The organism is Arthrobacter sp. E1SS-5 (assembly GCF_057073715.1).
On the sequence record NZ_CP172703.1, the window covers coordinates 1,577,865 to 1,604,180 of the forward strand.

Consider the following 26,316-nt stretch of genomic DNA (forward strand, 5'->3'; position numbering starts at 1 on the left):
GTTGGTTGCTTCGGCGGCAGGTATTAACGCGGAAGTCCCCGCCACCTCCATGGTTGCGGGGACTTCCGCCACTACCGGGCCCGGCGTCAGGGCACTAGAAGTACCTTGCCGGTGGTCTTGCGGCCCTCAAGGTCGCGGTGCGCCTGCCCGGCCTGGCTCAATGGGTAGCGGGCGCCAATCCGGACCTTCAGGCTGCCGTCAGCGGCGGCGGCAAAAATTTCGTCCGAGCGCCAGCGCCGCTCGGCTGCATCCCGCAGGTAGTGGCCCATGGTGGGGCGCGTCAGGAACAGGGAACCGCCGGCGTTGAGGCGTTGGGGGTCAAAGGGCGGAACGGGGCCCGAGGCGGCACCGAACAGCACCAGCATTCCGCGGACCCGCAAGGCTGCTAGGGAGCCGTCGAACGTATCCTTTCCCACGCCGTCGTAGACGACGTCGACGCCGGTGCCGCTGGTGATGTCCCTGACCCGCTCCGCGAAGCCGTCGTAGCGCAGCACGTGGTCCGCGCCGGCGTCGAGCGCCAGCTGTTCCTTTTCGTTTGTGGAGACGGTGGTGATGACTTCTGCCCCGCGTGCCTTCAACAGCTGGATCAACAGCAACCCCACGCCGCCGGCGCCGGCATGCAGCAGCACCTTGTGGCCGGGCTCCACCTTGAAGGTCGAATTCATCAGGTAGTGCGCAGTGACGCCCTGCAGCGGAAGGGCTGCGGCGGTGAAAACGTCCAGGCCCTTGGGTACCGGCAGCGCAGCGTCCTCATCAACGAGCGCATAGTCTGCGTAGCACTCGATACCCTCAGCGGTGGCTACCCGGTCGCCTACGGCGAAACCGGTCACGCCGTCGCCGACTGCTTCCACCGTGCCCGCGGCCTCCGAGCCGGGTGTGAAGGGGTATGGCACTTTGTAGGTGCCGCTGCGCTTGTACGTGTCGATGAAGTTGACGCCCGCCGCTCCGACATGGATCAGCAATTGTCCGGGGCCTGGAGTGGGAGGTTCAACTTCAACGTAGTCAAGGACTTCCGGACCGCCTGCCTGCCGTGCGACGATTGCGTGCGTCATGGCTCTCCTTTCGCGGGTCCCGGCGTTTCCGGACCCGGCTGCCGAAACCATCCTAGGGACAGGAATGTCCGGGAGGACAAGTGGGCACGCGTCCTTTAGCCAATGTCTATGCATAATTATCGGTACCTATGCATAACTATTGCTGTATAGTCGGAGCATGACTATTTCTGTTGCGGTCTCGGGAGCCAGCGGCTACGCCGGAGGAGAGGTCCTCCGCCTTCTTGCCGGGCACCCCGGCGTGACCATCGGTGCCATCACGGCCCACAGCAACGCCGGATCGCGTCTGGGGGAATTGCAGCCGCACCTGCATGGACTTGCCAGCCGCATCCTTGAGGACACCACGGTGGAAAACCTCTCCGGCCATGACGTCGTCTTCCTGGCGCTGCCGCACGGTGCCTCCGCTGGGATCGCGGCCCAACTGCCGGAGGGGACAGTGGTGATCGACGCCGGCGCCGACCACCGCCTCGAAGACCCTGCCGCCTGGGAAAAGTTCTACGGCTCCGCCCATGCCGGCACCTGGCCCTACGGGCTTCCGGAGCTGCCCGGGCAGCGGGAGGCCCTCAAGGGTGCAAAGCGCATCGCCGTCCCCGGCTGCTACCCGACGTCCGCCCTCCTGGCGCTGACGCCTGGGTTCGCCGCCCACTTGCTGGAACCCGACGACGTCGTGATCGTTTCCGCCTCCGGCACCTCGGGCGCGGGTAAGGCCGCCAAGGTCAACCTGATCGGGTCCGAGGTCATGGGTTCCATGAGCCCTTATGGAGTGGGCGGCGGACACCGGCACACCCCGGAAATCGAGCAGGGCCTCTCCAACGCGGCGGGGGAGCAGGTCACCGTCTCCTTCACGCCTACGCTGGCCCCGATGAGCCGCGGCATCCTGACTACCGCCACCGCGAAGGTGAAGGCCGGCACCACTGCCGCGCAGCTGCGCCTGGCCTGGATCGAGGCGTATGAGGACGAGCCGTTCGTCCACGTGCTTCCGGAAGGCCAGTGGCCCGCAACCAAGTCCGTGCAGGGTTCCAACCACGCTGTTATGCAGGTGGCATTCGACCCCCACGCAGGGCGTGTCGTCGTCACCTGCGTGATCGACAACCTGACCAAGGGCACTGCCGGCGGCGCCGTGCAGTCCATGAACATCGCACTCGGCCTGCCGGAAACCGCCGGCCTCAACCTGCAGGGAGTAGCCCCGTGACCATCACCGCACCCCAGGGATTCCGGGCAGCCGGCGTCACCGCCGGCCTCAAGGCCTCCGGCAAGCCGGATCTCGCTTTGGTCGTCAATGATGGGCCGTCCAAGGCTGCTGCCGCCGTCTTCACCAGCAACAGGGTGGCAGCGGCCCCCGTGCATTGGTCCCGCCAGGTTGTCTCAGATGGCCGCGTGGACGCCGTCATCCTGAACTCCGGCGGAGCCAATGCCTGCACCGGCCCCACCGGTTTCCAGAACACCCACAGCACGGCCGAAAAAGTCGCCGAGGTCCTGGGAATCTCTGCCACCGATGTGTTCGTCTGCTCCACCGGCCTGATCGGCGAGCAGCTGCCCATGGACAAGATCCTGCCGGGCGTTGAAGCTGCCGCTGCTGAGCTCAGCACGGAAGGCGGCCCTGCTGCCGGCACCGCCATCATGACCACTGACAGCGTGCCCAAGTCCGCGCTCTTCATCGGCACCGACGCCGACGGCCAGGAATTCAGCATCGGCGGGATTGCCAAGGGCGCCGGCATGCTGGCTCCCGGCCTGGCGACGATGCTGGTGGTGCTCACCACGGATGCCGTGGTGCAGCCGGAAATGCTCGACGTCGTCCTCCGCGACGCCACCCGCGTCACCTTTGACCGCGCCGACTCGGACGGCTGCATGTCCACCAACGACACCGTCGTCCTGCTCGCCTCGGCAGCCTCCGGTGCGGTGCCCACAGCGGAAGCGTTCGGTGCCGGGCTGACGCAGGTCTGCGCCGAGCTGGCACGCAAACTGATCGCCGATGCCGAGGGCGCCAGCCACGACATCGCCATCCGCACCTTCAACGCAGCCAGCGAAGCAGACGCCGAAACGGTCAGCCGTTCGGTTGCCCGCTCCAACCTGTTCAAGGCAGCCATCTTCGGCAAGGACCCCAACTGGGGCCGCGTGCTCTCGGCCGTGGGCACCACGGATGCTGCCTTTGAGCCGGACAAGCTCAACGTGGCCATGAACGGCGTCCAGATCTGCCGCAACGGCAGCATCGGCGATGACCGCAGCCTGGTGGACCTCGAACCCCGCGAGGTCCTGGTGGAGATCGATTTGCAGGCAGGCGACGCCGAGGCCACCATCTGGACCAACGACCTCACCCATGACTATGTCCACGAAAACAGCGCCTACTCCAGCTAGGGCACGAGCCCGGGCAAAACCCGCCGGGCCCAAACTGCTGTGGAAAGTGACACCATGAACACCCAGACGCGTGAAACCACCAGCATGTCCGCCGCGCAGGACAAGGCTGAAACCCTGATCGAGGCCCTGCCCTGGATCCAGCGGTTCGCCGGCAGCATCATGGTGGTCAAATACGGCGGCAACGCCATGGTCAACGACGAACTCCGGCGCGCCTTTGCCGAGGACATCGTCTTCCTCCATCACGTGGGCATCCACCCCGTGGTGGTCCACGGCGGCGGTCCCCAGATCAACTCCATGCTGGGCCGGCTGGGCATCGAGTCCGAGTTCAAAGGCGGCCTGCGGGTCACCACCCCCGAAGCCATGGAGGTGGTCCGCATGGTCCTCACCGGGCAGGTGGGCCGCGAACTGGTGGGCCTCATCAACTCCCACGGGCCCTACGCCGTCGGCATGTCCGGCGAAGACGGCGGCCTGCTCCGCGCCGTCCGCACCGGCACCGTGGTGGACGGCGAAGAGGTGGACCTCGGCCTGGTGGGCGAGGTGGTGGGCGTCGACCCCGCCGGCATCGTGGACATTCTCGAGGCCGGCCGCATCCCGGTGATCTCCACGGTCGCCCCGGAGATCGTCGACGGCGGAGAGGGCGTGGTGGGCACCGTCCGGTTCCAGCCCACCGGGCAGGTCCTGAACGTCAACGCAGACACCGCCGCGGCTGCCGTCGCCTCAGCGCTTGGCGCCTCCAAGCTGGTGATCCTGACCGACGTCGAAGGCCTATACGCCAACTGGCCCGACAAGTCTTCCCTGATCTCATCCCTCACCGCCTCCGAACTGAGGGAGATGCTGCCGAACCTCCAGTCCGGCATGATCCCCAAGATGGCCGCCTGCCTGAAGGCCGTCGACGAGGGCGTGGAACGGGCACACATCGTGGACGGGCGCCTGGCCCACTCCATGCTTCTTGAAACATTTACGACGGCGGGCATCGGCACCCAGGTAGTCCCGGACGAGGAGATCAACGGATGAACACTATCGAGAAATCACCTGTGACCGAGCTCGTGGAGACCACGGGCCACGCGGGCTCCGAGTGGCTGTCCCGCTACTCCTCTTCGCTCATGAACGTGTTCGGCACGCCGCAGCGGGTCCTGGTCCGCGGGGCCGGCTGCCTGGTGTGGGACGCCGACGGCAAGGAGTACCTGGACCTGCTGGGCGGCATCGCCGTGAACGCCCTGGGCCACGCCCACCCCTTCGTGACCTCGGTCATCGCGAGCCAGCTGGCCACCCTGGGCCACGTCTCAAACTTTTTCACCAGCCCCACACAGGTGGCGCTGGCCGAGAAGCTCCTGGAACTGGCCCACGCCCCCGCCGGTTCGAAGGTGTTCTTCAGCAACTCCGGCACCGAAGCGAACGAGGCCGCCTTCAAGCTGGCCCGCCGCAACACGGGCAACGCGGACACGAAACGCACGAAAATTATTGCCCTTGAAGGCGCGTTCCATGGCCGGACCATGGGAGCCCTGGCGCTCACGGCGAAGGAGGCCTACCGGGCACCCTTCGAGCCGCTGCCCGGCGGTGTGGTGCACATTCCGTTCGGCGACATCGCCGCGCTGGAGGCCGCCGTGGATGACACCGTGGCTGCAGTCTTCCTGGAGCCCATCCAGGGCGAAGCCGGTGTCCGGCCGCTGCCGCCGGGCTACCTCAAGGCCGCGCGTGAAGCCACCAGCAAAGCCGGTGCACTTCTTATCCTCGACGAGGTCCAGACCGGCATAGGCCGGACCGGCAAGTGGTTTGCCAGCGAGGATGCCGGGATCGTCCCCGACGCCATCACGCTGGCCAAGGGGCTGGGCGGCGGGTTCCCCATCGGTGCCCTGATCACGTTCGGTGAGGCGACGTCGTCGTTGTTGTCCGCCGGCCAGCACGGCACCACCTTTGGCGGCAACCCGGTGGCAACCGCGGCGGCCCTTGCCACCCTGCACGCCCTCGAAAGCCAGAACGTGCTGGCCAACGCCGCGGCGGTGGGGGAGCACCTGCGCTCAGCGCTGGCCGCAATCCCCGGCGTCACCGAGGTCCGCGGTGAAGGGCTCCTGATCGGCTTCGACCTGGACGCTGACGTGGCACCGGCGGTGGTGCAGGCCGCCCTCGATGCCGGGTTCATCGTCAACAGCCCGGGCCCGCGCACCATCCGCCTGGCCCCGCCCCTGATCCTCACCACGGCGCAGGCCGACACCTTCCTCGCCGCTTTCCCGGCAATCCTCCAAGCAGCTAAGGACGCCCAGTGACAACCGCAACCCGGCACTTCCTCAAGGACACCGACCTTTCCCCGGCCGAACAGGCGGAAGTCCTGGAGCTGGCCGCCCGCATGAAGGCCGCCCCCTACAGCGTCCAGCCGTATGCCGCGGAAGGCAGCGGCCGAAAGACCGTGGCCGTGATCTTCGACAAGACCTCCACCCGGACCCGCGTCTCCTTCGCCACCGGCATCGCCGACATGGGCGGCAATGCCCTGATCATCAACCCCGGCGAAGCACAGATCGGGCACAAGGAATCCGTAGAGGACACGGCAAAGGTGCTGGAACGGATGGTTTCCACCATCGTGTGGCGCACCGGAGCGCACGCCGGCCTGGTGGCCATGGCGGAGAACTCAAAGGTTCCGGTCATCAACGCCCTCTGCGACGACTACCACCCATGCCAGCTCCTGGCCGACCTGCTGGCAGTGAAGGAACACAAGGGCGAACTCACGGGGCTGACCATGAGCTACCTGGGCGACGCCGCCAACAACATGGCCAACTCCTACCTGCTGGCCGGAGTCACGGCCGGTATGCACGTCCGGATTGCCGGGCCGGAGGGCTACCTGCCGGCCGCTGAGATCGTGGCAGCAGCCGAAGAGCGCGCGGCCGAAACCGGCGGCTCGGTGCTGATCACCACCGACGCCAAGGAAGCCCTGCAGGGGGCAGACGTCGTAGCCACCGACACCTGGGTGTCCATGGGCCAGGAGGCTGAAAAGGAAGCCCGGATGCAGCTGTTCCGGGACTACTCCGTGGACTCTGACGCCATGGCGCTGGCTGCGGATGACGCCGTCGTGCTTCACTGCCTGCCCGCCTACCGCGGCTACGAAATTTCCGCTGATGTCATCGACGGCCCGCAGTCCATCATCTGGGACGAGGCGGAAAACCGCCTTCACGCGCAGAAGGCGCTGATGGCCTGGCTCATGCACCGCTCCGGCCTGGCATTCGTTCACGGACTTGCACCGGTCGAAGGCACCGGAGAAAGCACGTTCTAGTGTCCGCCCAGCCGTCCTCCCCGGGCACCAGCCCTGCCACCAAGACTGCCCGGCAGGCGCGCATCACCGCCATCCTCACCGGGCAGTCTGTGCGTTCCCAGGCGGAACTGGCGGCATTGCTGGCGGACGACGGTGTACAGGTCACCCAGGCCACGCTGTCCCGCGACCTCGTGGAACTCGGGGCCGTCCGGGTGCGCGGCAAGGAAGGCGTGCTGGTGTACGCGGTCCCCGGCGAAGGCGGCGAACGCGGCGCCAAGAGCGGCGTGACCCAGGAAATCCTGGACGCCCGGCTGGCGCGGCTCTGCAGCGAACTGCTGGTCACGGCAGAGGCGTCCGCCAACATCGCCGTCCTCCGGACGCCGCCCGGAGCCGCCAACTTCCTGGCCCTGGCCATCGACCACTCGGTGATGCCGTCCATCCTGGGCACCATCGCCGGCGACGATACCGTCCTGCTGGTCTCCCGCGATCCGCTCGGGGGCCAGGACCTCGCCGCCCGCTTCCTGCAACTGGCCGAGGAAGCCGGGCAATAAGCTTGAAGACAAAGAACCAACCAACCCCAACAAGGAGCATCAAAAGTGACTGAACGCATTGTGCTGGCCTACTCCGGCGGCCTTGACACGTCCGTCGCCATCGGCTGGATCGGTGAAGCCACCGGTGCCGAGGTCATCGCCGTGGCGGTCGACGTCGGACAGGGCGGGGAATCGCTGGAAACCATCCGCCAGCGCGCCCTGGGCTGCGGTGCCGTGGAGGCCTACGTGGCCGACGCATCGGACGAGTTCGCCAACGAATACTGCGTGCCCACCCTTAAAGCCAACGCCCTCTACCAGGGCCACTACCCGCTGGTTTCCGCCATCTCCCGCCCGGTGATCGTCAAGCACCTGGTGAAGGCCGCCCGCGACTTCGGCGCCACCACCGTGGCCCACGGCTGCACCGGCAAGGGCAACGACCAGGTCCGCTTCGAAGTGGGCATCCAGACCCTGGGCCCGGACCTGAAGTGCATCGCACCGGTCCGCGACCTCGCCCTGACCCGCGACAAGGCCATCGCCTTCGCCGAGGAAAAGGGACTGCCCATCGAGACCACCAAGAAGAACCCGTACTCCATCGACCAGAACGTCTGGGGCCGCGCCGTGGAAACCGGCTACCTCGAGGACATCTGGAACGCCCCCACCAAGGACATCTACGACTACACCGCCACCCCGGAGTTCCCGCCGGCACCGGATGAGGTCACCATCTCCTTCGAGGCAGGCGTGCCCGTGGCGATTGACGGCGTCAAGGTCACCCCGCTGCAGGCCATCAAGGAACTCAACCGCCGCGCCGGTGCACAGGGTGTGGGCCGCATCGACGTTGTCGAGGACCGCCTGGTGGGCATCAAGTCCCGCGAAATCTACGAGGCCCCGGGTGCCATGGCGCTGATCACCGCACACAAGCACCTTGAGGACATCACCATCGAACGCGAGCAGGCCCGCTTCAAGGCCACCGTTGGCCAGCGCTGGGCCGAGCTGGTGTACGACGGCCAGTGGTTCTCCCCGCTGAAGCGCTCCCTGGACGCCTTCATCGAGGACACCCAGAAGTACGTCTCCGGCGACATCCGCATGACCCTGCACGGCGGCCAGGCCATCGTCAACGGCCGCCGCTCCGACACCTCGCTGTACGACTTCTCACTGGCCACCTACGACACCGGTGACACCTTCGACCAGTCCCAGGCCAAGGGCTTCATCGAGCTGTGGGGCATGTCCGCCAAGGTTGCCTCCGGCCGCGACATCCGCGTCGCAGGAAAGTAGCCCGCGTGGCTGAGCAAAAAACGGAGGCAACCAACACAGGTGCGCTGTGGGGCGGCCGCTTCGCCGGCGGCCCCGCGGACGCCCTCGCGGCGCTGAGCAAGTCCACCGATTTCGACTGGCGGCTGGCCCGCTACGACATCGCCGGCTCCAAGGCGCACGCCCGCGTGCTGCATAAGGCCCGGCTGCTGGACGACGCCGAGCTGGAAGGCATGCTGGCCGCCCTGACGCAGCTGGACGAGGACGTGGCATCTGGTGCCTACCTGCCCGCCGAGTCTGACGAGGACGTGCACGGTTCCCTGGAACGCGGCCTGATAGAGCGAGCCGGTGCCCAGCTGGGCGGCAAGCTCCGCGCGGGCCGGTCCCGCAACGACCAGGTGGCCACCCTGGGCCGGATGTTCCTGCGCGACCACGCCCGGATCATCGCCCGCGGTGTCCTGGCCACCGTGGACGCGCTCGTGGAGCAGGCCAGGGCGCACCACGGTGTCGCCATGCCGGGCCGCACCCACCTGCAGCACGCCCAGCCGGTCCTGCTCAGCCACCACCTGCTGGCCCACGCCTGGGCCCTGCTGCGCGACGTGCAGCGGCTCCAGGACTGGGACAAGCGGGCCGGCGTTTCGCCGTACGGTTCAGGCGCACTGGCCGGTTCCTCGCTGGGCCTGGACCCGGAAGCGGTGGCGGCCGACCTCGGTTTCTTCTCCGCCGTGCACAATTCGATCGACGGCACCGCGTCCCGCGACGTCTTCGCCGAGTTCGCCTGGGTCTGCTCGATGATCGGCGTGGACCTTTCCCGGATTTCCGAGGAAGTCATCTTCTGGGCCACCAAGGAGTTCTCCTTCGTCACGCTTGATGACTCGTACTCCACGGGGTCCTCGATCATGCCGCAGAAGAAGAACCCGGACGTGGCCGAACTGGCCCGCGGCAAGGCGGGGCGCCTGATCGGCAACCTGACCGGGCTGCTGGCCACGCTCAAGGGACTGCCGCTGGCGTACAACCGCGACCTGCAGGAGGACAAGGAGCCGGTGTTCGACGCCGCCGACACCCTGGAGCTGCTGCTCCCGGCCGTCTCCGGCATGATCGCCACCCTGAAGTTCAATACCGAACGGATGGAATCGCTGGCCCCGCAGGGCTTCGCGCTGGCGACGGACATCGCCGAATGGCTGGTCCGCCAGGGCGTGCCGTTCCGCGAAGCCCACGAGCTGTCCGGTGCCGCCGTCAAGCAGGCGGAGTCCCGCGGCGTTGAGCTGTGGGACCTGACGGACGAAGAGTACGCAGCGATCTCGGAGCACCTGACCCCGGAGGTCCGCACCGTCCTCTCCACCGAGGGTTCGCTAAACAGCCGCAACTCCCAGGGCGGAACGGCACCGGCCGCCGTCGAACGCCAACTGGCTGCGCTGGAAGGCGAGCTGGCCGGCGTGCGGGAGTACGCTGGCTGACACGCCCGCTCACTTCCTGCATGTTTTGAGGAGACGCCCGCTCACTTTCCCCAGGAAAGTGAGCGGGCGTTGCTCTCTAACCTGCAAAACCTGAGCGGGCGTTGGGGGTTGAGGGGCGTTGACCCGCGGCTAGGCTGGGTCCATGAGCGAAACGTTCCGCAAGTTCCTTCGCACCCTGCCCGACTTCCCGTCCGACCTGCCCTCCTTTGACCCGGAGAACGCGCCGCAGGATCCGGCCCTGCTCTTCAAGCAGTGGCTGGACGAGGCGCTCGATGCGGGGGAGCAGCAGCCGCACGCGTTCAGTCTCTCCACGGTGGGCGCCGGGTCGGACGGCGGGGCGCAGCCGTCCTCAAGGATGCTGATTCTCAAGAACATTGACGACGACGGCTGGCACTTTGCCACGTCCCGCACCTCCCGGAAGGGCCGGGAACTGTCGGAGTCGCCCAAGGCCGCGATGAACTTTTACTGGCCCGGTCTGGGCCGGCAAGTCCGCGTGGTGGGCGCCGTGTCCGAACTGTCCGCCGAAGCATCCGCCGTCGATTGGCACGAGCGGCCCCGGGCCGATGGCAGTGACAATCCGCACTGGCAGCTGTACGCCCTGCAGCCCACCGAGATCGAGTTCTGGCAGGCCAGCAACGACGGCCAACACGTGCGCCACCGTGTCGGCGCAGACGGACAGCCGCTGGGCTGACAGCTCCGCTAGGCTGGCCGCATGACCTCTCCAACTCCAGCCGCCCTGCTGGCTGAGCTGCACAAGGCCGCAACGGCGCTGACCGCGGCCATGGACCGCATTCCCGACGGCGGCGAACGCGCTCCGTCCACCCTTCCCCGCTGGAGCCGCGGACACCTCCTGGCCCACATCGCCGGTATCTGCAATGCGTTGGCCCGCCAAGTGGAATACGGCCGGCGCGGTGAAACCGTGGAGCTTTACGACGGCGGCGTGGACGGCCGCAACCGGGCCATCGAACTCGCCGCCGGGCATAGCCTTCAGGAGCACCGCGACGACGTCGCCGCGGCCATGCAGCATGCCCTCACCGCCTTTGATGCGTTGACCGAGGACGAGTGGCAGACCCATATCGCCTTCCGCGACGGCGTAATTTTCGACGCCGGCCTGGCACTTTGGCGGGAACTTGTCATCCACACCTCGGACCTGGACACCGGAACGGGCCCCGAAACCTGGAACAAGGAATTCTGCTCCCACCTGTTCGATTTCCTCGCCGCCCGCGTCCCCGCCGAAACAAGGCTGGTCCTGCAGCCTGTGGCACTTCCGCCGCTGGCCCTCGGAGCCGGCGGCAGCACCGTCGTCGTCAGCGGCATGGTTACCGACATCGCCGCCTGGCTGGCCGGGCGGAAGCCCTCCCTGGACAGCCTGCGCGCCACCGCCGCCGGGGACAGCACGGACCTTCCCAACCTGCTGCCGTGGCCGTCGGCGATGCCGGACCCCAAATAGCACACCGTTGCTCCATCACTTATGGTCCCTTAAACCCGGGTTTTAGGAGCCATAAGTGATGGAGCAGGCGTCAGACGGCTTCCCGGGCGAGCAGGCTCTCCTTGATGCGCAGGCCCCAGCGGAAGCCGCCCAGCGAGCCGTCCGTCCGGATCACGCGGTGGCATGGAACGAACAGTGCGGCGGCGTTGAAAGCGCACGCACTTGCGGCGGCGCGGACGGCGCGCGGGTTGCCGGCCAGGGCAGCGTACTCGGTGTACGTGACCGGTGAACCCGGCTTGATCTGGCGCAGGACGTCCCAGGCATGGGCGCGGAACGGGCCGGACTGCTGAAGGACGGGGACGGCCATGGCAGGGGCAGGGTCGCCGGCGTAAAAGGCCTCGACGGCGGCTGAGATGTCCCCGAGGTCCGCCACCTCCTCTACGGTGTCGGGGCGGAGGGTGGGATGGACCTGCCCGGTGAGTTCGGCAAGGCCGGCAGTCCAGCCCGAGGCAAGGACCACGCCGTCCCTTGCAAGGACCGTGAATGGACCGTCCGGCGTGGACAGCTGCAGCAGTTGGGCTTTCATGGCATCCCTTTCGCAGGAGCGGTGGTTGTCAGGGCGGGCCGGGCAGCAGCGCGCCAAAGGTGCATGGTGGCGTAGGAACGCCACGGGCTGGTCTCGCGGAAGTCGGGGTACAGGGCGCTGTCCCCGGTGGCGTAGTTCCCATTATCGAGGGCACGGATCCCGTTCCGCACCGCGGCGTCGTTGGCAAGGAAGATGTCCGGGGCGCCCAAGACGCGCATTGCCACATACCCCACGGTCCACGGGCCCACACCGGGCACGGGCAGCAGTTTCGCGCGCAGGCCGGCCAGGTCGTCCCCGTATCCGAACTCGAGGTGTCCTTCAGCCATCGCCGCCGCGGCATGCAGCAGCGATTCCGTTCTGCGCCGGGGACCGCGGAGCAGATGGCCCGCCGCCGCGATCTGCTCGGGGGTAGGGAACAGCCGGTCCAGGCCTTCGCCGATGGCACTCGAGGGACTGCCCGCCGCGGACAGCTGGGTCAGCGCGGTCCGGGCAGCCGCCACCGTGATCTGCTGGCCCACCATGGCCCGGACCAGCAGTTCCTGGGGATCCAGCGTCCCGGGCATCCGCATCCCCGGTGCCTGGTCAACGGAGGTGGCCAACCGGGGGTCGGCGGCGAGGGCCTCGTCGATCGCCTCCGGATCGGCGTCCAGGTCGAACAGCCTGCGCACGCGGCTGAGCAGCGCCGGCAGGTCGCGCAGATCCACCGCGCCGACGGTGAGCCTCAACTGCCGCTCCCGGGTGCCGCCGTCGTACTCCACCCGGAAGCGCGCGTCGCCGTGGGGGAGCCGCAGGGTTCGGGCGTAGGAGGTGGGCGTCCCCTCCTCGATTCCGGGGATGGCGCGGGCAGCAAGGAAGGAGAAAATGCCCGGGTCGAACGGCGGGCGGAAGGGCAGGCCCAGCGTCAGGGCGGTGGTTCCGCCGGCGTGTGCCGGGTGCCGGGACGTTTGACGCAGGGCAGTGGGCGTCATCGCGAACACCTCGGCGATGGTCTCATTGAACTGCCGGACGCTGCTGAAGCCCGCTGCAAACGCCACGTCGGCGAGCTTCATGGAGGTGGACACCAGCAGGGTGCGTGCCGTCTGCGCCCTCGCCGCGCGGGCCAGGGAAAGGGGACCGGCGCCGAGTTCCTGGCCCAGGATCCGGTTGAGCTGCCGCGGTGAATAACCCAGCCGGGCGGCAAGGCCTGCCACCCCGTCCCGGTTGATCACGCCGTCGTTGATCAGCCGCATCGCCCGGCCCGCAATGTCCTGCCGCACGTTCCAGGCCGGGGTGCCAGGCACCGCCTCAGGCAGGCAGCGCTTGCACGCCCTATACCCTGCCTCGTGTGCCGCTGCTGACGTTTCATAGAACGTCACATTGGCTGCCTTGGGGGTCCGGGCTGGGCAGGAGGGGCGGCAGTAAATCCCGGTGCTTCGGACTGCGGTGAAGAACTGGCCGTCGAAGCGGGTGTCGCGGGCATCGATTGCCCGGTAGCGCTGCCAGAAGTCCATTCCTCCATCCTGCCAGCCTGCCTCCGCTGCTACTAGCGGAAATCGGACATGGCCGTGGGCGGTGAAAACTGTCGCCGGGCCGCGCTCCAACGGGGATGAAATCCGCAGCAACTGGGTAAGGTCAAGCAATGGATGAAAGCACTTTGGGCGCGGACGGGCTGCGGAACTTCCTGTCCGCCGACGCCCGCGAGCTCGCCCCGCAGCTGTTGGGCGCTGTGCTCACCCATGAGTCCCGTGATGGCGCCGTGTCCATCCGGCTCACCGAGGTGGAGGCCTACATGGGCCCCGAGGACTCCCTGCACCCCGATCCCGGCTCGCACACCTACCGCGGCCCCACGCCCCGCAACGCCCCCATGTTCGGTCCCGCCGGGCACCTCTACGTTTACTTCACCTATGGGATGCACCACTGCACCAACATCGTCTGCGGTCCCGCGGGGGTCGCTTCCGCCCTGCTGCTCCGGGCCGGGGAAGTTGTGGACGGACTGGAACTGGCCCAGCTGCGCCGGCCGACGTCGAAAAGTCCCGCCGACCTGGCCAGCGGGCCCGCCCGTCTCGCCAAAGCGCTGGGATTGACGACGGCGGACAGCGGCCGGGATGCGCTGGCTCCGCCTTTCGGCCTGGAGCTTCCGCCCGGCCCCCGCGGCCCCGTCAGTTCAGGCCCGCGGGTGGGCGTGGCAGGCGCCGGCGGATCCGACGAATACGCGTGGCGGTTCTGGCTCACCGGCGACCCCACCGTGTCCAAATACAAGGCCGCCAAGCCCCGCAGCCGGGCGCGGCCCGCGGCGGCGCCGCGCGGTGCAACGTTTCACAAGCGTTAATCGAAATGGTAGTAGAATGGACGGTCTGTCTTTCGCGATAGGGGAACGTTAATGCTCGACGCCGAATTGGCCCACGAACGGGAGTATGTAGCCGGCCTGTACGCCCGGCTGGAGGAACTCCGGGAGGAAAAGCGCCGCCAGTTGGCGCAAGTCCGTCGTGCCGGAGCCGTGGGCACCATGCAGAACGTTTCCGAACGTGACGCGTTCGCCGCACTGTATGAGGACCGCCTGGCGCAGCTGGATGCGGTGGATGACCGGCTGGTCTTCGGCCGCCTGGACCTGGACTCCGGGGAAGCGCAGTACATCGGCCGCATCGGGCTCACCACCGAGGACCTGCAGCGGCTGATGGTGGACTGGCGCGCCCCCGAGGCAGGGCACTTCTACCAGGCCACCGCGTTTGACCGGCAGGGCGTGCGCCGCCGCCGGCACCTGATCCTGCAGGGACGCGAGGTCAAGGCCATCGAAGACGATGTGCTGGACGCCTCCATGCTCACGGACGCCGATACCCTCCAAGGCGAAGGCGCCCTGCTGGCTGCGCTGAACTCCAAGCGGACGGGCCGCATGTCGGACATCGTCAGCACCATCCAATCCGAGCAGGACCGCATCATCCGGTCCTCCATCTCCGGCGCCGTCGTGGTCCAGGGCGGCCCGGGCACGGGCAAGACCGCCGTGGCCCTGCACCGCGCCGCCTACCTGCTCTACACCCACCGCGACCGCCTCAAGAGTGCAGGCGTGCTCCTGGTGGGCCCGTCGTCGTCGTTCATGAAGTACATCGAACGGGTGCTGCCCTCGCTCGGCGAGACCGGCGTGGTCATGGCCAGCCTGGGCCGCCTGATGCCCGGCATAAACGCGGTGCCCGAAACGAACTCGGACGTCGCCGCCATCAAGGGCCGCCTGGATATGGCTGCCATCGTGGCCAACGCCGTGTCCAACCGCATGCGCGTCCCGCCGCAGAACCGGGTCCTCGAGGTGGACGGACGCAAGCTCACCCTGACGCCCCGGCAGGTCCGCCGGGCCCGGGAACGTGCCCGCGCCACCGGGAAGCCGTACAACGAGGCACGCGTGACGTTCGTGAAGATCCTGCTGCGCGAGCTGACCGAGCAGATGACCGAGCTGGTTGAGGCCGGCAACATCGGCAACAACGCGGACCGCTCCTACCTTGCCGAGGACGTCCGCACCGCCCGCGACGTGCGGATTGCCCTGAACCTGTGCTGGATGCCCATGACGCCGGAGAAGCTGATCTCCGATCTGTTCAGCAAGCCGGAAATCCTGGAGTTCTGCACCCCCAACCTGAGCCCGGCCGAGCGCGCGCTGCTGCAGCGCCCAGCCGATGCCCCCTGGACCGAGTCCGATGTCCCGCTGTTGGACGAGGCCGCCGAACTGCTCGGCGAGCTGGACCCTGCGGCCGGGCGTGGGCTGGCGCAACAGGAGCACGACCGTGCCCGGGACCTGGCCAACGCCAAGCAGACCCTGGTCAACATGGAGGCCGCCGGAGTGGACCCGCTCATGTCCGCCGAAGAGCTGGCCGAGCAGAACCGGGAGCAGGAAGCACGGCAGACCGCCGCCGAACGGGCAACCAGCGACCGCACCTGGGCCTTCGGGCACATTGTGGTGGATGAGGCCCAGGAACTGTCGCCCATGCAGTGGCGGCTGCTGGTGCGCCGCTGCCCGCTGAAGTCCTTCACCATCGTCGGCGACATTGCCCAGACCAGTTCCGTTGCCGGTGCCAACTCCTGGCAGGGGGCCCTGGCACCGATGTTCGGCGACCGGTGGCAGCTGGAGGAATTGACCGTCAACTACCGCACGCCCTCGCAAATCGCGGAGGCAGCGGTCCGGATGGCCAACGCCGCCGGGCTGGTGGTTTCCGCGCCTAAGGCAGTCCGGGAGGGGCGCTGGGAGCCCATCATCGACGAAGTATCCGCCGGCGGCATCGTGGACCGGCTCGTTGAGGTCCTCCCGCAGGAACTTGAAGCGCTCGACGGCGGCCTGCTCGCCGTGATTGCCGACGGTGACCTGCTGCCCGAGGCCACCGCAGCCCTGCGTACCGTGTATGGGCGCCGGATTGGCAGTGGGGCGGGCAGCTACGAACAGGACATTGTGGTGATCAGCCCCCGTGAGGCGAAGGGCCTGGAGTTCGACGGCGTGGTGGTGCTGGAACCGTCAGCAATGCTCAACCACGAACACGGCAAGGTGGGGGACCTTTACGTCGCCATGACCCGCGCCACCCAGCGGCTGCGGCTGATTGCGGCGGAACCGGTACCGGCCGGGATTGCCGGCTGACAGGGCCTTCGGCGTTACTGCTAACTTAGGAAGCGTGCCAGAACTGAACAATCTCGAACCGCAGCGCAACGACCCCACTTTCGCCAACATTTGGCAGGAACTGAAGTGGCGTGGGCTGGTCCATGTCTCCACCGACGAAGCAGAGCTGGAAAAGCTCCTCGCCAACGGGCCGGTCACCTACTATTGCGGCTTCGACCCCACTGCGCCGAGCCTGCACCTGGGCAACCTGGTCCAGCTGCTGGTCATGCGCCGCCTCCAGCTTGCCGGCCACAAGCCGCTGGGACTGGTGGGCGGCTCCACCGGAATGATCGGCGATCCACGTCCGACGGCGGAACGCACCTTGAACACCAAGGACACAGTGGCGGAGTGGGTGGGCTACCTCCAGGCCCAGGTGCAGCGCTTCCTCAGCTTCGAGGGGGACAACGCGGCCAGGATGGTCAACAACCTGGACTGGACGGCTCCCTTAAGCGCCATCGACTTCCTGCGCGAGGTGGGCAAGCACTTCCGCGTGGGCACCATGCTGCGCAAAGACGCCGTGGCATCCCGCCTGAACTCGGACGAGGGCATCAGCTACACGGAGTTCAGCTACCAGATCCTGCAGGGTATGGACTACCTCCAGCTCTACCGCGACTACGGCTGCGTGCTGCAGACCGGTGGCTCGGACCAGTGGGGCAACCTCACCAGCGGTACGGAGCTGATCCGCAAGGTAGAGGGCAAGAGCGTCCATGCACTGGGAACGCCGCTGATCACCAACTCGGACGGAACCAAGTTCGGCAAGAGCGAGGGTAACGCCATCTGGCTCGACGCCGGCATGTGCAGCCCGTACGCCTTCTACCAGTTCTGGCTCAACACGGCAGATGCCGACGTTGTGGACCGACTCAAGGTGTTCACCTTCCTGACGCGGGCCCAGATTGAAGAGATCGCAGTGTCCGTGGCGGAGCGCCCCTTCGCCCGTGAAGGACAGCGGAAGCTCGCTTTCGAGGTGACCTCGCTGGTGCACGGCGTGGAAGCTACCGAGAAGGTGATCGCCGCCTCCGCAGCCCTGTTTGGCAATGGCGACCTGGCCGCGCTGGACAAGGCAACCCTCCAGGCCGCGACTTCCGAACTTCCCACCGCCACCGTGCAGGTGGATGGAATGGGGATCGTGGACCTGCTGGTGGCGTCCGGTCTGTCCGAGAGCAAGTCTGCCGCCCGCCGGACTGTGGGGGAGGGCGGCGCCTACGTGAACAACGAGAAGGTGTCCGATCCTGAAGCCGTGATTTCTGAAGACGAACTCCTGCACGGCCAGTACCTGTTGCTACGCCGGGGCAAGAAGAACCTGGCCACTGTTGAGGTGCTGGTTCCCTAACACCTTCCGCACCTGCATGCACGCCCTTCGGCAGCCGATTTGCACGGCCGCTGGGGCGCGTGTATTGTTTTCTGAGTCGCCGCCGCTGAGTGGTGACAAACCCCCAACTAATGAGAAGCAATTCTTGCCGCGGATCACGCGGACTTGGAGAAATTGCTTCTTATTCTGCTGGGCGGATTCATTCCACCGAGTGAATTCCGGGAGAATCGCCGGATTTGCAAAAGTGAATATGAATGAAATAAGATAAAAACATCGCAGCGAAGAAATACGGAATAGAAATTCTTTGAATTGTTTCCGGGAAGTATTCGAAATGTGTCTGTTGTTTGAGAACTCAATAGTGTGCCAAGTTTGTTGATACCGATTATGTATGTAATTGGTTGAATTTGCCGAATCGTGCCGCCCCTGTGGTGCTGGTTTGGTGTTTTTAGCTGGTTTCAAATTTTGTGCAGCCAATTTTTGCCGTTATTTCCGGTGGTTTTGGTTGTGTCTGTTTGTTTTCAACGGAGAGTTTGATCCTGGCTCAGGATGAACGCTGGCGGCGTGCTTAACACATGCAAGTCGAACGATGAAGGGAGCTTGCTCCTGGATTAGTGGCGAACGGGTGAGTAACACGTGAGTAACCTGCCCTTGACTCTGGGATAAGCCTGGGAAACTGGGTCTAATACCGGATATGACCTTCCATCGCATGGTGGTTGGTGGAAAGCTTTTGTGGTTTTGGATGGACTCGCGGCCTATCAGCTTGTTGGTGGGGTAATGGCCTACCAAGGCGACGACGGGTAGCCGGCCTGAGAGGGTGACCGGCCACACTGGGACTGAGACACGGCCCAGACTCCTACGGGAGGCAGCAGTGGGGAATATTGCACAATGGGCGCAAGCCTGATGCAGCGACGCCGCGTGAGGGATGACGGCCTTCGGGTTGTAAACCTCTTTCAGTAGGGAAGAAGCGAGAGTGACGGTACCTGCAGAAGAAGCGCCGGCTAACTACGTGCCAGCAGCCGCGGTAATACGTAGGGCGCAAGCGTTATCCGGAATTATTGGGCGTAAAGAGCTCGTAGGCGGTTTGTCGCGTCTGCCGTGAAAGTCCGGGGCTCAACTCCGGATCTGCGGTGGGTACGGGCAGACTAGAGTGATGTAGGGGAGACTGGAATTCCTGGTGTAGCGGTGAAATGCGCAGATATCAGGAGGAACACCGATGGCGAAGGCAGGTCTCTGGGCATTAACTGACGCTGAGGAGCGAAAGCATGGGGAGCGAACAGGATTAGATACCCTGGTAGTCCATGCCGTAAACGTTGGGCACTAGGTGTGGGGGACATTCCACGTTTTCCGCGCCGTAGCTAACGCATTAAGTGCCCCGCCTGGGGAGTACGGCCGCAAGGCTAAAACTCAAAGGAATTGACGGGGGCCCGCACAAGCGGCGGAGCATGCGGATTAATTCGATGCAACGCGAAGAACCTTACCAAGGCTTGACATGAACCAGACCGCCGCAGAAATGTGGTTTCCCCTTTGGGGTTGGTTTACAGGTGGTGCATGGTTGTCGTCAGCTCGTGTCGTGAGATGTTGGGTTAAGTCCCGCAACGAGCGCAACCCTCGTTCCATGTTGCCAGCGGGTAGTGCCGGGGACTCATGGGAGACTGCCGGGGTCAACTCGGAGGAAGGTGGGGACGACGTCAAATCATCATGCCCCTTATGTCTTGGGCTTCACGCATGCTACAATGGCCGGTACAAAGGGTTGCGATACTGTGAGGTGGAGCTAATCCCAAAAAGCCGGTCTCAGTTCGGATTGGGGTCTGCAACTCGACCCCATGAAGTCGGAGTCGCTAGTAATCGCAGATCAGCAACGCTGCGGTGAATACGTTCCCGGGCCTTGTACACACCGCCCGTCAAGTCACGAAAGTTGGTAACACCCGAAGCCGGTGGCCTAACCCCTTGTGGGAGGGAGCTGTCGAAGGTGGGACTGGCGATTGGGACTAAGTCGTAACAAGGTAGCCGTACCGGAAGGTGCGGCTGGATCACCTCCTTTCTAAGGAGCACCTACAACTTTCTCATCACGGACGCATGTTGGTGGTGGGGGTTGTCAGGAGTAAAGGCCCGTTGCACGGACGAATGTTTCGTGGCGGGTGCTCAAGGGTGGAATATCAACAAATAGCGGCTGTTTCTTCCTGCGCTTCTTCTCTAGTACGAACCCTGGTGGTTCTGGAACGGTGGGTGCGGGTGGGGATGGTTTAGTGTTTGGCACACTGTTGGGTCCTGAGGCAACAGGACCATGTGGTGGTCTCCGTTTGTGGGGGTTGCCGGGTGGGTTTGTTTGTTTCTGGTTTCCCTGCCATGACGGTTCACGTGCTTTGTGTGTGTGGGTTGTGTGGTGTGGGGTTGTTGTTTGAGAACTACATAGTGGACGCGAGCATCTTGTATAAGAAGCAATTTCCAAGATATTTGAACCTGGATCTGGCCGCACTTTGGTGTGGTTGGTTTCGTGGTTCTCTCGAGTGAGCTTGTTTTTGATCTTTGTGGTCAAGTTTTTAAGAGCACACGGTGGATGCCTTGGCATTAGGAGCCGAAGAAGGACGTAGGAATCTGCGATAAGCCTGGGGGAGTCGATAACCGGACTGTGATCCCAGGGTGTCCGAATGGGGAAACCCCGCTGAGCGCGCGAGTGACTTGGTGACCCGTACCTGAACACATAGGGTGCGTGGGGGGAACGCGGGGAAGTGAAACATCTCAGTACCCGCAGGAAGAGAAAACAATAGTGATTCCGTTAGTAGTGGCGAGCGAACGCGGATCAGGCTAAACCGTTCCATGTGTGATAGCCGGCGGGCGTTGCATGGTCGGGGTTGTGGGACTTTCCGTACCAGTTCTGCCGGGCTGGTGGGGTGTGATGTGCGCGCATAGGTGAACGGTTTTGAAAGGCCGGCCAGAGAGGGTGTTAGTCCCGTAACCGTAATGTGTTTGTACCGCCTGTGAGAGTATCCCAAGTAGTACGGGGCCCGAGGAATCCCGTGCGAATCTGTCAGGACCACCTGATAAGCCTAAATACTCCCTAATGACCGATAGCGGACCAGTACCGTGAGGGAAAGGTGAAAAGTACCCCGGGAGGGGAGTGAAACAGTACCTGAAACCGTGTGCTTACAATCCGTCGGAGCCATCTTTGTTGTGGTGACGGCGTGCCTTTTGAAGAATGAGCCTGCGAGTTAGTGTTACGTCGCGAGGTTAACCCGTGTGGGGCAGCCGTAGCGAAAGCGAGTCTGAATAGGGCGTGTGAGTGGCGTGATCTAGACCCGAAGCGAAGTGATCTACCCATGGCCAGGTTGAAGCGACGGTAAGACGTCGTGGAGGACCGAACCCACTTCAGTTGAAAATGGAGGGGATGAGCTGTGGGTAGGGGTGAAAGGCCAATCAAACTTCGTGATAGCTGGTTCTCCCCGAAATGCATTTAGGTGCAGCGTTGCGTGTTTCTTGCTGGAGGTAGAGCTACTGGATGGCTAATGGGCCCTACAAGGTTACTGACGTCAGCCAAACTCCGAATGCCGGTAAGTGAGAGCGCAGCAGTGAGACTGTGGGGGATAAGCTTCATAGTCGAGAGGGAAACAGCCCAGACCACCAACTAAGGCCCCTAAGCGTGTGCTAAGTGGGAAAGGATGTGGAGTTGCCCAGACAACCAGGAGGTTGGCTTAGAAGCAGCCACCCTTAAAAGAGTGCGTAATAGCTCACTGGTCAAGTGATTCCGCGCCGACAATGTAGCGGGGCTCAAGTACACCGCCGAAGTTGTGGCATTCACACTTGTTCCTAGCCTTCGTGGTTCAGGAGTGTGGATGGGTAGGGGAGCGTCGTGTGGGCGGTGAAGCTGCGGTGTAAACCAGTGGTGGAGCCTACACGAGTGAGAATGCAGGCATGAGTAGCGAAAGACGGGTGAGAAACCCGTCCGCCGAATGATCAAGGGTTCCAGGGTCAAGCTAATCTGCCCTGGGTAAGTCGGGACCTAAGGCGAGGCCGACAGGCGTAGTCGATGGACAACGGGTTGATATTCCCGTACCGGCGAAAAACCGCCCATGCTGAGCGGGGGATACTAACTGCCCGAAACCTGCCTGACACCCCTTGTGGGTGAAGGGTTTTGGTGGAGCGCAGGACCTGATCCCGGGAGGCAAGCGTATTAACAGGTGTGACGCAGGAAGGTAGCCGAGCCGGGCGATGGTTGTCCCGGTCTAAGGATGTAGGGCGAATGGTAGGCAAATCCGCCATTCATATAGCCTGAGATCTGATGGGACCCCCGTATGGGGGGATTCGGTGATCCTATGCTGCCGAGAAAAGCATCGACGCGAGGTTTTAGCCGCCCGTACCCCAAACCGACACAGGTGATCAGGTAGAGAATACCAAGGCGATCGAGAGAATTATGGTTAAGGAACTCGGCAAAATGCCCCCGTAACTTCGGGAGAAGGGGGGCCCCAACCTTGAACACCACTTGCTGGTGGGAGGGGATCGGGGCCGCAGAGACCAGGGGGAAGCGACTGTTTACTAAAAACACAGGTCCGTGCGAAGTCGCAAGACGATGTATACGGACTGACTCCTGCCCGGTGCTGGAAGGTTAAGAGGACCGGTTAGCCTCACGGCGAAGCTGAGAATTTAAGCCCCAGTAAACGGCGGTGGTAACTATAACCATCCTAAGGTAGCGAAATTCCTTGTCGGGTAAGTTCCGACCTGCACGAATGGAGTAACGACTTCCCCGCTGTCTCAACCATAAACTCGGCGAAATTGCAGTACGAGTAAAGATGCTCGTTACGCGCAGCAGGACGGAAAGACCCCGAGACCTTTACTATAGTTTGGTATTGGTGTTCGGAGTGGCTTGTGTAGGATAGGTGGGAGACGTTGAAGCCCGGACGCCAGTTCGGGTGGAGTCATCGTTGAAATACCACTCTGGTCACTTTGGACATCTAACTTCGGCCCGTAATCCGGGTCAGGGACAGTGCCTGATGGGTAGTTTAACTGGGGCGGTTGCCTCCTAAAAAGTAACGGAGGCGCCCAAAGGTTCCCTCAGCCTGGTTGGCAATCAGGTGTCGAGTGTAAGTGCACAAGGGAGCTTGACTGTGAGAGAGACATCTCGAGCAGGGACGAAAGTCGGGACTAGTGATCCGGCGGTACATTGTGGAATGGCCGTCGCTCAACGGATAAAAGGTACCTCGGGGATAACAGGCTGATCTTGCCCAAGAGTCCATATCGACGGCATGGTTTGGCACCTCGATGTCGGCTCGTCGCATCCTGGGGCTGGAGTAGGTCCCAAGGGTTGGGCTGTTCGCCCATTAAAGCGGTACGCGAGCTGGGTTTAGAACGTCGTGAGACAGTTCGGTCCCTATCCGCTGCGCGCGCAGGAAATTTGAGAAGGGCTGTCCTTAGTACGAGAGGACCGGGACGGACGAACCTCTGGTGTGTCAGTTGTACTGCCAAGTGCACCGCTGATTAGCTACGTTCGGATGGGATAACCGCTGAAAGCATCTAAGCGGGAAGCTCGCTTCAAGATGAGATTTCCATACACCTTGTGTGTGAGAGGCCCCCAGCCAGACCACTGGGTTGATAGGCCGGATGTGGAAGCGAGGACTAACGACTCGTGAAGCTGACCGGTACTAATAGGCCAACAACTTACACCACACAGAAAAACATTCTGCTTGCGTCCACTATGTGGTTCCCAACCAACAACCCCTGTTGGTGGAACCATAACTGAATAACAACACCACCAGTCCAACAACACGGACAATGTTGTAACCACCAGTCTTCCCACACCACCCCCGACGGGGTCGGTGACGGGTGAAAGGGTTACGGCGGTCATAGCGTGGGGGAAACGCCCGGTCCCATTCCGAACCCGGAAGCTAAGACCCACAGCGCCGATGGTACTGCACCCGGGAGGGTGTGGGAGAGTAGGTCACCGCCGGAACAACTATTAGGTCGAGGCCCCAACCACACATGGTTGGGGCCTCCCACATTTAAACCAACAAGGCACGTGCGGAACGCCCGCTCACTTCCGGCAGCCAGGGCACGAACCCCCGCTCACCTCTGACGGGTAAACACCCAACCCCAGCTCACCTCTGACAGGAAAATCAGGAATCCCCGCTCACGTCCTTCTCGCGGCACATCCGCGGCCCCTCCAGCGAACCCTGCCAGAGGTGAGCGGGCGCCGGGAGGGAACGTGCAGGATGTGAGCGGGCGCCGGGAGGGAACCTGCAGGATGCGAGCGGGCGTTCACCATCAACCTGCCAGAGATGAGCGGGCGTTCACCATCAACCTGCCAGAGATGAGCGGGCGTCGGGAGGGAACGTGCAGGACGTGAGCGGGCGTCGGGAGGGAACGTGCACGATGTGAGCGGGCTTTAAGGCAGAGGGGCAGGGCTTGGTGTGAAGATGGCCACGATGCCGCTGCCAGGGCTTCTACCGTTCCGGGGAATTTTGCGGCTCCACTAGAATTGATGAAGATGTACGGACTTCGAAGCGCTTGATTTCGGGTTGCGTAGGAAACGAAACGAGCGGCTGCAGTTGCGCCAGTGGTCGGCTCACAACAGGAGGAATCCATATGGCCGAGCACAACGGTGGCAACCGCGGCAACGACCGCGGCGCATTCCGCGGCAACAACAATTCCGGCGGTGAGCCCCGCGGTTTTAGGTCGCGGTCCGACCGTGACGGCAACAACTTCTCCCGCGGCGGAGCCACCGGTGGCGGGGAGCGTAAATCCTACGGTGATCGCGACCGGAAGCCGTTCGGTGATCGTCCGCGCCGTGATGGTGACGGCGACCGTCGGCAGTTCGGCGATCGGGACCGAAAGCCCTACGGTGATCGTGATCGTAAGCTGTTTGGTGATCGTCCCCGTCGTGACGGCGAGGGTGAGCGCCGTCAGTTCGGTGATCGTGATCGTAGGGCGTTTGGTGATCGTCCCCGTCGTGATGGTGATGGTGACCGTCGTGGTATCGGCGGTGGCGACCGTGATCGTAAGCCCTACGGTGATCGTGATCGTAAGCCGTTTGGTGATCGTCCGCGTCGTGATGGTGAGGGTGAGCGCCGCCAGTTCGGCGACCGCGACCGTAAGCCCTACGGTGATCGTGATCGTAAGCCGTTTGGTGATCGTCCGCGCCGTGAAGGCGAAGGCGAGCGCCGTGGTTTCGGCGGTGGCGACCGCGACCGTAAGCCCTACGGCGACCGCGACCGTAAGCCCTACGGTGATCGTGATCGTAAGCCGTTTGGTGATCGTCCGCGCCGTGAAGGCGAAGGTGACCGTCGTGGTTTCGGCGGCGACAACCGCAAGCCCTTCGGAGACCGGCAGGAACGTGCGCCCCGCAGCTTCGACCGTGGCGACGCCCGTGCTGAGTCCGGCCGCGGCGCAGGCCCCCGCAGCTTCGGCCGCGACCGCCAGGAAGAGCGCCCTGCACGCGTGCCCAACGCTGCCGATCTTCGCAGCGCCAACCGGCCGGACCGGGAGCGCTCACCCGAAATCGACGAGGACGTCACGGGCAAGGAACTGGACCGCGCCACGCAGCACCAGATCAAGACCCTCGAATCCAAGAGCTCGGAATGGGTCGCCCGCCACCTGGTCATGGCCGGCCGCCTGATTGACGACGAGCCCGAGCTGGCCTTCCAGCACGCCCTTGCCGCCAGCCGCCGCGGTGGAAGGCTCGCTGCCGTGCGCGAAGCCGTTGGACTGACTGCTTACGCTGCCGGACACTACGGCGAAGCGCTCCGGGAGTTCCGCACCTTCCGGCGCATCAGCGGCTCCAACGTGCACCTGCCCGTGATGGCCGACTGCGAGCGTGGCCTTGGCCGGCCCGACCGCGCCCTTGACGTTGCCCGCTCCGAGGAAGCCCAGGATCTGGACGCTCCAGGCAAGGTCGAATTGGCCATTGTTGCCGCCGGCGCCCGGACCGACCTCGGTCAACTGGATGCGGCAGTGGCGGAGCTTGAGATCCCGCAACTGGACATCAACCGCGCTTTCTCTTACAGCCCGCGCCTCTTCCGCGCCTACGCCGACGCACTGGCAGCGGTGGGGCGTGACGAAGAGTCGCAGAAGTGGAGCCGCCAGGCCGTAGTGGCGGAAAACGCCCTGGGCCAAGGTATGGATGAGGAACCGGAGATCATCGACCTCGGCTGGGACGAGGAAGAAGAGGCCCGGGAAGAGGCTGAGCGCCGCCGGATGCTGGACCGTGCTTCCAAGGCCTCCGGAGCGGTAACGAACCCCGAAACTACGGCAGCTTCCCCGGAAGCTGCTGCAACTGGGAACCCGCGCGTCACCGAAGCGAAGGCCGTCCAGGACAGCAGCGTCGATGACCAGGACGCCGATTACTTCGTTTCCGACGACGCCGAGTCGAATCAGGACTCGGTGGAACACGACGAGCTTGAGCTCGGTTCAGCACCTGGGGACGAGGCCGGCAACGTGGACGCCATGGAAGACCAGGACGCCGTGGAACACCACGACAGCGCCGAAATCTTTGCGGATGAAGAACGGCGGGACTAGGCAC

General features: G+C 64.4%; 17 protein-coding genes and 3 rRNA genes. 17 read left to right on the plus strand and 3 right to left on the minus strand.

Annotated features, from left to right (window positions below; translation table 11 throughout):
- Positions 1–86 precede the first annotated feature (86 nt).
- The gene (locus ACIGJD_RS07330) at positions 87–1,052 is read right to left on the minus strand and encodes a quinone oxidoreductase family protein (protein ID WP_483688942.1); all 966 of its coding nucleotides are present in this window, start codon (positions 1,050–1,052) and stop codon (positions 87–89) included.
- Between the two features lie 157 nt (positions 1,053–1,209).
- Here ACIGJD_RS07330 and argC point away from each other — a divergent pair, with 157 nt between their 5' ends.
- The 10 genes from argC to ACIGJD_RS07380 all read left to right on the plus strand — a co-directional run bounded on the left by argC (position 1,210) and on the right by ACIGJD_RS07380 (position 11,330).
- Entirely contained in the window at positions 1,210–2,241 is a 1,032-nt protein-coding gene (argC, locus tag ACIGJD_RS07335) for an N-acetyl-gamma-glutamyl-phosphate reductase (RefSeq protein WP_483688943.1), read from the plus strand.
- The gene (argJ, locus tag ACIGJD_RS07340; protein ID WP_483688944.1) at positions 2,238–3,404 is read left to right on the plus strand and encodes a bifunctional glutamate N-acetyltransferase/amino-acid acetyltransferase ArgJ; all 1,167 of its coding nucleotides are present in this window, start codon (positions 2,238–2,240) and stop codon (positions 3,402–3,404) included. The genes argC and argJ overlap by 4 nt, the downstream gene beginning before the upstream one ends.
- Positions 3,405–3,458: 54 nt before the next feature.
- Entirely contained in the window at positions 3,459–4,418 is a 960-nt protein-coding gene (gene argB / locus ACIGJD_RS07345; protein WP_483688945.1) for an acetylglutamate kinase, read from the plus strand.
- Complete coding sequence (locus tag ACIGJD_RS07350; protein WP_483688946.1) at positions 4,415–5,668, plus strand: acetylornithine transaminase; 1,254 nt, start codon at positions 4,415–4,417, stop codon at positions 5,666–5,668. Before argB ends, ACIGJD_RS07350 begins: the two co-directional genes overlap by 4 nt.
- Positions 5,665–6,666 (plus strand): ornithine carbamoyltransferase, encoded by a 1,002-nt coding sequence (gene argF / locus ACIGJD_RS07355; RefSeq protein ID WP_483688947.1) that lies wholly within the window; start codon positions 5,665–5,667, stop codon positions 6,664–6,666. The genes ACIGJD_RS07350 and argF overlap by 4 nt, the downstream gene beginning before the upstream one ends.
- Positions 6,666–7,196 carry an arginine repressor gene (locus ACIGJD_RS07360; protein ID WP_286403245.1) on the plus strand — a complete coding sequence of 177 codons (531 nt, stop codon included), beginning with the start codon at positions 6,666–6,668 and terminating at the stop codon, positions 7,194–7,196. Before argF ends, ACIGJD_RS07360 begins: the two co-directional genes overlap by 1 nt.
- 45 nt (positions 7,197–7,241) lie before the next feature.
- Positions 7,242–8,447, plus strand: coding sequence for an argininosuccinate synthase (locus ACIGJD_RS07365; RefSeq protein ID WP_483688948.1), 1,206 nt, complete (start codon positions 7,242–7,244; stop codon positions 8,445–8,447).
- 5 nt (positions 8,448–8,452) lie between these two features.
- Positions 8,453–9,880, plus strand: a complete 1,428-nt coding sequence (gene argH, locus ACIGJD_RS07370; protein WP_483688949.1) for an argininosuccinate lyase — start codon at positions 8,453–8,455, stop codon at positions 9,878–9,880.
- Between the two features lie 142 nt (positions 9,881–10,022).
- Entirely contained in the window at positions 10,023–10,571 is a 549-nt protein-coding gene (locus ACIGJD_RS07375; RefSeq protein ID WP_483688950.1) for a pyridoxine/pyridoxamine 5'-phosphate oxidase, read from the plus strand.
- Between the two features lie 21 nt (positions 10,572–10,592).
- Entirely contained in the window at positions 10,593–11,330 is a 738-nt protein-coding gene (locus ACIGJD_RS07380) for a maleylpyruvate isomerase family mycothiol-dependent enzyme (protein ID WP_483688951.1), read from the plus strand.
- A gap of 70 nt (positions 11,331–11,400) precedes the next feature.
- Here ACIGJD_RS07380 and ACIGJD_RS07385 read toward each other — a convergent pair whose 3' ends face one another.
- Entirely contained in the window at positions 11,401–11,895 is a 495-nt protein-coding gene (locus ACIGJD_RS07385) for a methylated-DNA--[protein]-cysteine S-methyltransferase (protein WP_483688952.1), read from the minus strand.
- Entirely contained in the window at positions 11,892–13,385 is a 1,494-nt protein-coding gene (locus tag ACIGJD_RS07390; protein WP_483688953.1) for a DNA-3-methyladenine glycosylase 2 family protein, read from the minus strand. Before ACIGJD_RS07390 ends, ACIGJD_RS07385 begins: the two co-directional genes overlap by 4 nt.
- 128 nt (positions 13,386–13,513) lie before the next feature.
- Here ACIGJD_RS07390 and ACIGJD_RS07395 point away from each other — a divergent pair, with 128 nt between their 5' ends.
- The 7 genes from ACIGJD_RS07395 to ACIGJD_RS07425 all read left to right on the plus strand — a co-directional run bounded on the left by ACIGJD_RS07395 (position 13,514) and on the right by ACIGJD_RS07425 (position 26,312).
- Positions 13,514–14,203, plus strand: coding sequence for a DNA-3-methyladenine glycosylase (locus tag ACIGJD_RS07395; protein ID WP_483688954.1), 690 nt, complete (start codon positions 13,514–13,516; stop codon positions 14,201–14,203).
- Between the two features lie 51 nt (positions 14,204–14,254).
- Positions 14,255–16,483: a HelD family protein gene (locus ACIGJD_RS07400; protein WP_483688955.1), complete on the plus strand. Its 2,229-nt coding sequence runs from the start codon at positions 14,255–14,257 to the stop codon at positions 16,481–16,483.
- A 34-nt stretch (positions 16,484–16,517) separates the two neighbouring features.
- On the plus strand, positions 16,518–17,831 hold the full coding sequence (tyrS, locus tag ACIGJD_RS07405) for a tyrosine--tRNA ligase (RefSeq protein ID WP_483688956.1): 1,314 nt from the start codon (positions 16,518–16,520) through the stop codon (positions 17,829–17,831).
- A 497-nt stretch (positions 17,832–18,328) separates the two neighbouring features.
- Positions 18,329–19,851: ribosomal RNA gene (locus tag ACIGJD_RS07410) — 16S ribosomal RNA — on the plus strand.
- A gap of 489 nt (positions 19,852–20,340) precedes the next feature.
- A 23S ribosomal RNA gene (locus ACIGJD_RS07415) occupies positions 20,341–23,468 on the plus strand.
- Positions 23,469–23,634: 166 nt separating this feature from the next.
- Positions 23,635–23,751: ribosomal RNA gene (gene rrf / locus ACIGJD_RS07420) — 5S ribosomal RNA — on the plus strand.
- Together the 16S, 23S and 5S rRNA genes form the textbook arrangement of a ribosomal RNA operon.
- Before the next feature lie 632 nt (positions 23,752–24,383).
- Positions 24,384–26,312: a tetratricopeptide repeat protein gene (locus ACIGJD_RS07425; protein WP_483688957.1), complete on the plus strand. Its 1,929-nt coding sequence runs from the start codon at positions 24,384–24,386 to the stop codon at positions 26,310–26,312.
- Positions 26,313–26,316 lie beyond the last annotated feature (4 nt).